The organism is Staphylococcus sp. HMSC65H10, assembly GCF_001839185.1.
GTDB classification, from domain to species: domain Bacteria; phylum Bacillota; class Bacilli; order Staphylococcales; family Staphylococcaceae; genus Staphylococcus; species Staphylococcus simulans.
The window spans coordinates 25,294-32,210 of record NZ_KV840322.1 but is presented as its reverse complement, the minus strand read 5'-3'; the positions used below and the strand labels follow the sequence as shown (position 1 = coordinate 32,210).

Below are 6,917 nucleotides of genomic sequence, written 5' to 3'. Positions count from 1 at the left end.
TTTTATATATCAACCGAATTTGACAAAGAGCCGAAATAAACTGATTGCCTGACTCGAAAAAGAGTCAGGTTTTTTGTGATATATAGGTCAGAATAGAGATGAATCAGTCTTTTTGACCATAGATTTGCTTGTATGCGCATAGATGCATATAATCTTGATTAAACACATGATAACGATTCACTATTAAGAGGAATGAGGCGGATAATATGGCGGAAAGGATTCTGGTGATTGGCAGCCCTGGCACAGGAAAATCAACATTTGCTAAACAGTTAAGTCAGAAAATGAATATTCCAGTCTTTCATTTAGATAAACTGTTTTGGAAAAATGATCATGAAACAATTAATCAAGAAGAGTTTATAAAACAAATCGAAAAAGTAATTGCTGAAAATGAATCTTGGATTATAGATGGGAATTATAGAGACACTTTACCTTTGAGATTAGAACAAGCAGAACTTGTCATTTGGTTGAAAGCACCACGTTGGAAATGTATTTTGAATGTGGTTAAACGTTATTTTAGATTATTAAAGAATGAGGATACTGGCGGCAATCCGAAGTCACTGCGATTCGAATTTGTAAAATATATTTGAAACTTTCCAAGCAATCATTTTCCTTCTATGATTCAAGCTAAAACAAATAGTTTAAATCGAGTGAAATGGATTGAATTAAATGGGTTTAAAGAAATTAATCGTTTTATGCGGGAAAGTGAAGTTAAAATAAACCACTCGTCCAAATGATTATTTTGGACAAGTGGCGGTAGTTAACGCAAATAAAAAAGCGAACCTCAAAGAGAGATTCGCTTTCATCGAATACTTATAATTATGCTTTGTTTACTGATGCGTCGTAGATTGTATCAATCGCATCTTGTAATTTATTGTTAAATTCTTCGTCTGATTGGTTAACGTTCAAGTCAGTTACTAATGCACGAGAGAAGCTTGCGATTAAGCCATCGTTTTCTTTTAAGATTTTGTTTGCTTCTTCACGGCTGTAACCACCAGATAATGCAACAACACGTACCACTTGAGGGTGTTCGATAAGTTCTTTATAAGTGTTTGCTTTTGTTGGAATTGTTAATTTCAACATAACATTTTGATCTTTATTTAAGTTGTCTAACTCAGCTTTGATTGCTGCTGCTAAGTTTTCTTCGATTGCTTCTTTATCTTCTGCGTGAATGTTAACTTCTGGTTCGATAATTGGTACTAAACCAGCCGCAATGATTTCTTTAGCAACTTCGAATTGTTGTTTAACAACTTTTTCGATACCTTCTTTGTTGTTTTCTAAAATGTTAGAACGCATTTTTGTACCGAAGATATGACGTTCGTTTGCGCGTTTCAATAATTCATCTAAATCTGGAATAGGTTTCATTAATTGAACGCCTTCATTTTGGTCGGCTAATCCTTTGTCGACTTTCAAGAATGGTACGACACCTTTGCTTGCTAGGAAGTCACCAGTGTATTGTCCTTCAATTTCACGATCCATTGTTTGCTCGAATAGGATAGCTCCTAGGATTTTATCTCCGTTGAAAGCAGGTGAAGTAATGATGCGTGTACGCATTTCGTGTACAAGGTCAAACATTTCATCATCGTTTGAGTATTCATTTTCTTCAATTCCGTAAGCTTTAAGCGCTTTAGGAGTACTACCACCGCTTTGGTCTAATGCTGCGATAAATCCTTTACCATTTTTAATTTTGTCAAATTGTTCTTGGTTCATTTATTGACACTCCTCTTTCCGCATTTTGCTATATCTCTTTCATCTCTAGTATGGTAAAAATGAAGTGATTTCGCAAATAGTTTAACTCATAAATGTAAAATAAATCACAAACGGAATTTTAGATAGATTATTGGCTTGAAACTATGACATTAAACGTCTTGTTAGTATTCATTTGAAACTAAAATACGTTACAATAGTGTGAAAGGGATTTGTTGAAAGGGTGAAGACGGTGAGCAGAATAGAAACGTTATTTGTAGGCGGTGTGGAAACAGTAGGGCATCCGCACGCCGTTAATAAACTGGATCAGCAGTGGATGACTGCTGCGTATAAGAAAGCCATGCCGATACCTGTCTTTCTGACTAAAAGCGGTTTGGAAGGTGATGATGTGGGAGATAAGAAACATCACGGCGGACCAGAAAAAGCATTATTTGCGTATAGTGTCATTCATTATGATAAATGGGCAGAAGAATATCCAGATGCAGAATTCAAAGCCGGGACAAATGGTGAAAATGTATCTGTCACAGATATGGATGAAACGACTGTATGTATCGGAGATATTTATCGAGTCGGTGAAGCGTTAGTACAAGTCTCACAACCACGCAGACCTTGTTGGAAACCAGGCAGACGGGTGAAATGGATTGACTTCGGACAACGTATTCAAGATACAGGGCGTACAGGTTGGTACTTCAGAGTGCTTGAGGAAGGTCGTATTCAACAAGGCGATGTGTTTGAGTTAGTAGAACGCCCATGTGAAACATGGACAATTGCGAAGATGAATGATGTATTATATCATCATACAGACCATCCGCAACTGATGCGTCAGCTAATGGATAATGACTATACACCGCCGTCTTGGAAAGAAGAGTTAAGTCAATTGCTTGAAGGAGAAGCGGTGGATCATACACCAAGACTCTATGGTCCGAACATTTAAAAAAATACTTATTGTAATAAAAATAAAAGACACATGCACCGAAATGGCGACATGTGTCTTTCTTATTCATCTTATCTTATTGTCTGTCAGCCTCATGGCTGCGAAGGGGAGAAAACAGCCATGAGTGATTTATGACAGATTAACCTTTTACTTTTGTGGCAATGATTGGATAGGATTATTTAATCCAGTGTCGTTGCACGTTAACATCTTCAATATCGGTTTATTATTTTTATTATGTGCAACATTTCATATGCCAAGTGTTTGTATGGACATCAAGCATCATTCATTGAGGAGAGTATAACTCAACGTAGATGGATGTGCCTGGTTTAATTTTCAGTTGTAGGTTTATCGATCGCATGCAAATGGGCTGTATGTTTGTATGCGAATTTTATCATTTGTATGATGGGTATTCGATTTTTTAGTATTGATTAGACCATCCAAGGACGGTTATGCGTATTTTGTTGTTTCGGTTTGTTTGGGAGTTTATCGTGCGAAACAACTTTTGGTTCTTGACCAGATTCAATTCTTCTTTTTAATTTTGAATCAATCTTTGAAGTATTGAATGGGACGAAGACGCGTTTTGCGTCTTGATTGCAGTCAGGGCAAACTGCATAATCATGATTTTCATTCATAGATTGATTTAGCGTAAATTCACCGTGTTTTGCGCATGCATAAGTGTAATTGGGCATTACTCATCAGGCTCCAAATTCGGAATGATATCATCTCTGAAGATTTCACGAGGTATTGCAATTGTACAACAAGCGTTTGGAACATCCACGATACCAGCAACTGTACCTTGGACGGGCGTTGTTCCAAGTAACATATAAGCTTGTTCACCTGTAAAGCCTCGTGTTTTTAAGAATTCAATCGCGTTTAAACAAGCGTTGCGATAAGCGGTATTCGCATTTAAATACTCTTGTTTTCCGCTGAATTCATCTACTGAAATACCTTCGAATACAATATAATCTGTATAGTTCGGCATTACAGGTCCTGGTTTGAAGGCTGGGTTCTTTTTAATTTGATATTTTTCCATGCCATTTTTAATCACGTTGACGCGTAAATCAATCCAACCAGGCATTTCGATACCGCCGCAGAATGTAATTTCACCATCACCTTGTGAGAAATGCAGATCGCCGACAGATAACTTTGCACCGTCGACAAAGACTGGGAAATAAATGCGGGAACCTTTCGATAAGTTTTTGATATCGCAGTTACCGCCGTTTTCTCTAGGAGGAACGGTTCTGGCACCTTCTTTAGCGACGCGGTCGAAATCTTTTCCTTCTAAAGTGCCAAGCACTACAGCATCCGTATCAGGTAAGTTTGCTAATACCGGCTCTCTGTTCGGATCTGTATCTACCAATGCTTGTTCACGTCGGTTCCATTCATCCAACATTTCTTGGGAAGGCGCAACCCCAATCAATCCTGGGTGAATCAATCCGACAAATTCTACACCAGGTACATGACGACTTGTCGCATAAATACCGTTGAAATCCCAAATCGATTTTTGGGCATTCGGGTAATGGTCAACGAGGAAACTGCCACCGTTTGTCACGTCGAAAATTCCGTTAAAGCCCCATTCGTGTTCTGGGAATGCGCCGATATCTAAGATGTCGACGACGAGTAAGTCGCCAGGCTCAACACCGTTGACATATACGGGACCACTCAGTACATGTACACGGTTCAAGTTGACATACTTGATATCGCTTGGGTCGTCATTGTTTGAGACTTGACCATCGGTCCAGTCTAAACATTCCATCCTAAATGATTCCCCGGGTTCAACTGAAAATGCAGCCGGAATGTCCGGGTGCCATCGGTTGTGTCCGGGATGTGCTTGCTGATCCATTTTCTTATTCAAATCCACACTAAATAATTTCTTAGGCATATGCCTACCCCCTTGCCGAAATAATTTGTGACTGAAGATTCTGACTAGAAATAGTATTCCTCAAAAAGTTACATTTTAAACTCGTTTTCTGAATTTTTGTGAAAAATATTGATTTTTTGTTAAAAAGTTACAATTTGTGAAATAATAGAAAGGATGACTATAAAAAGAAGGTGACGAAATGCGTAAAGGATTACGTTTGGTTTTAGGAGGTCTATTCAGCCTAGCAGGAGTCATGCACTTTGTGCGTTCTGATGCTTTTACTCGCATCGTTCCGAAGTATTTACCCTTACGTAAAACAGCAGTAATTGTAACAGGTATTGTTGAACTAATCATTGGTGGCGTTCTATTCTGGAAACGCCCAAGCCGAGCATTTAAACGAGGTATCAATGCTTTTTTAATTTCGGTATTTCCAGCTAATATTTATATGGCACGCAAACAATTGCCGTTAGGCGATTATCAACCACCTAAGTGGGCTTTATACAGCCGCTTGCCATTGCAATTTGTCTTAATGGCATTCATTCGCAAACTATAAATAATAATAAAAACAAAGCTTCTCCTTGTTTTGAAAATTAAACAAGAAGAAGCTTTTTTATAGTCTTTAATGATTCAATTAAAGAAGTCGACTGACTGCTTGTGCCACTTGTTTAGGTGACTGTGGATTTTGTCCTGTTACAAGTCGTCCATCTGTTTCAACTTCAGGTGTGAAAGGTAACATGGCTTTTTGATAATCTGCGCCACGACGTTTAATTTCATCTTCTAACATGAATGGAACAAGTTTTTTACGATTTGCGAGCAATTCTTCTGTATTAGAAAAGCCTGTCATTTGTTTTTGGTCAATGAAGTATCTGCCATTATTGTCTTTAACGTTTAATAACGCTGCGATACCATGACATACAGCTGCCACAATACCGTTGTGACCATAAACTTCATTAATCGCATTTTGAATGTATTTATTATTAGGGAAATCAAACATTACCCCATGGCCGCCAGTGAAGTAGATAACATCGTATTTTGATGGATCTGCTTCTTTAATCGATTTAGAGTATTTTAATTGTGTCATAAATTTTTCATCATCATAATAACGTTTTGTCACTTTATCTAAAAAGACAGGGTTCAAGCTAACTGGGTCTATTGGCGTTTCGCCGCCTTCAACACTGAAAATGTCGATTTCGTAGTTGCCGTCGTTAAAATAATCATAAAAGTGAACAAGTTCACCTAACCAAAGTCCTGTTGGTTTTGAAAATTCACCGAAATGATCTGTACTTGTGTTGACTATCATAATTTTTTTCATACTTTAACCTTCTTTCTATGGAAAAGCCCACTTCTTCTTAAATACCCTGTTTAAGCATTAAATACTGTTTTAATTCCTTCATCGTAAGAAGTGATGTGGAATTCTGGGAAACGTTGCTTAAATTTATCTGAATTGAAAATATTATTGTATTTATATCTTGGCAGTAATTCCATCAGTTCTTTGACTTGATCATTGAATAAGCTACCAATTTTAAAGCCCCACATTGGTAAGACATGGTAGCCGATTTTTTGATTGAGTACTGCTTCTGTTTTTTTGATGAGCTTCTCATAAGTCAGACTGCCGGCTACTGGTAAATGCCATGTTTGGCCATAAGCATCTGGTGTATTACCAAGTAACGCCAACGCACGACTTGCATCTGGTGTCCAAATTAAAGTACGCAACACTGAAGCGCTGACAGGAATAATCGCTTTTTTACCAGCTTTAATACGATCGAATACTAAAGTATTGGTAATACTTTGTGTTTTATCAGGACCATAGAATTCAGGTGCACGACCAATTACCACTTGTAAATTTTGTTCATTCATCGCTTTGAGGACCATTTCAGCCATCTGTGCACGGACCACTGATTTGCGTCCTACAGGTACAAATGGGCTAGATTCTGTTTGTACATTTGCGTTTTTTTCATACATGTATGTGTTATCGAAGAAAGCCAGTTTAGCATTGGTTTCAAGGCAAGCTTTAATAACATTTTTCATCATGACAGGGAAGCGTTGTTCCCACATTTCAGAATTGGCAGGCAAGCCGACTGCGAAATAAACAACATCACTGCCTTCAATCGCATGGTATGCTTCTGCGTAGTTCATTAAATCTGCGGCAACGAGTTCATCACTATCATGAATTTTTTTAGGTTTTCTGCCGACTAAACGAATGTCTTTTGTGTAATTTTTATAAAGTTCTCTTGCAATTTCGTGGCCGATTTGGCCATTACTTCCTAGAACAGTTTGCATGCTTTATCACTCCAAATTTGTGTGTTTATTTTACTTTTTCCTTATGTTCAAGTTCGTAAACATAGTTGGTAAAAAATTAAGCAGTGACTTCTAAAATATCAACTGCTCCTTAAATGATCATCTAAGTAAAATTTATTT

8 protein-coding genes are annotated in these 6,917 nt (G+C 37.6%); 3 read left to right on the top strand and 5 right to left on the bottom strand.

All coding sequences use genetic code 11. From position 1 onward, the window contains the following. The first annotated feature begins 206 nt into the window (after window positions 1–206). Window positions 207–587, top strand: coding sequence for an AAA family ATPase (locus HMPREF3270_RS03430; protein WP_256324337.1), 381 nt, complete (start codon window positions 207–209; stop codon window positions 585–587). A gap of 229 nt (window positions 588–816) precedes the next feature. Here HMPREF3270_RS03430 and HMPREF3270_RS03425 read toward each other — a convergent pair whose 3' ends face one another. Beyond that, window positions 817–1,707, bottom strand: a complete 891-nt coding sequence (locus HMPREF3270_RS03425; RefSeq protein WP_002479991.1) for a fructose bisphosphate aldolase — start codon at window positions 1,705–1,707, stop codon at window positions 817–819. A 229-nt stretch (window positions 1,708–1,936) separates the two neighbouring features. Here HMPREF3270_RS03425 and HMPREF3270_RS03420 point away from each other — a divergent pair, with 229 nt between their 5' ends. After that, window positions 1,937–2,638 (top strand): MOSC domain-containing protein, encoded by a 702-nt coding sequence (locus HMPREF3270_RS03420; protein ID WP_023015593.1) that lies wholly within the window; start codon window positions 1,937–1,939, stop codon window positions 2,636–2,638. 428 nt (window positions 2,639–3,066) lie between these two features. Here HMPREF3270_RS03420 and HMPREF3270_RS03415 read toward each other — a convergent pair whose 3' ends face one another. Continuing rightward, complete coding sequence (locus HMPREF3270_RS03415; protein WP_023015592.1) at window positions 3,067–3,327, bottom strand: zinc ribbon domain-containing protein; 261 nt, start codon at window positions 3,325–3,327, stop codon at window positions 3,067–3,069. After that, window positions 3,327–4,520 (bottom strand): formamidase, encoded by a 1,194-nt coding sequence (gene fmdA / locus HMPREF3270_RS03410; RefSeq protein WP_070847771.1) that lies wholly within the window; start codon window positions 4,518–4,520, stop codon window positions 3,327–3,329. The genes HMPREF3270_RS03415 and fmdA overlap by 1 nt, the downstream gene beginning before the upstream one ends. Window positions 4,521–4,698: 178 nt before the next feature. Here fmdA and HMPREF3270_RS03405 point away from each other — a divergent pair, with 178 nt between their 5' ends. Next, a complete protein-coding gene (locus HMPREF3270_RS03405) occupies window positions 4,699–5,052 on the top strand; it encodes a DoxX family protein (RefSeq protein ID WP_070847774.1) in 354 nt (117 codons plus the stop codon). A gap of 78 nt (window positions 5,053–5,130) precedes the next feature. Here the strand turns inward: HMPREF3270_RS03405 and HMPREF3270_RS03400 are convergent, their stop codons facing one another. Both HMPREF3270_RS03400 and HMPREF3270_RS03395 read right to left on the bottom strand, forming a co-directional pair. Continuing rightward, window positions 5,131–5,811 carry a type 1 glutamine amidotransferase domain-containing protein gene (locus tag HMPREF3270_RS03400; protein ID WP_002479986.1) on the bottom strand — a complete coding sequence of 227 codons (681 nt, stop codon included), beginning with the start codon at window positions 5,809–5,811 and terminating at the stop codon, window positions 5,131–5,133. Between the two features lie 50 nt (window positions 5,812–5,861). Continuing rightward, window positions 5,862–6,779 (bottom strand): NAD-dependent epimerase/dehydratase family protein, encoded by a 918-nt coding sequence (locus HMPREF3270_RS03395; protein WP_070847778.1) that lies wholly within the window; start codon window positions 6,777–6,779, stop codon window positions 5,862–5,864. Window positions 6,780–6,917 lie beyond the last annotated feature (138 nt).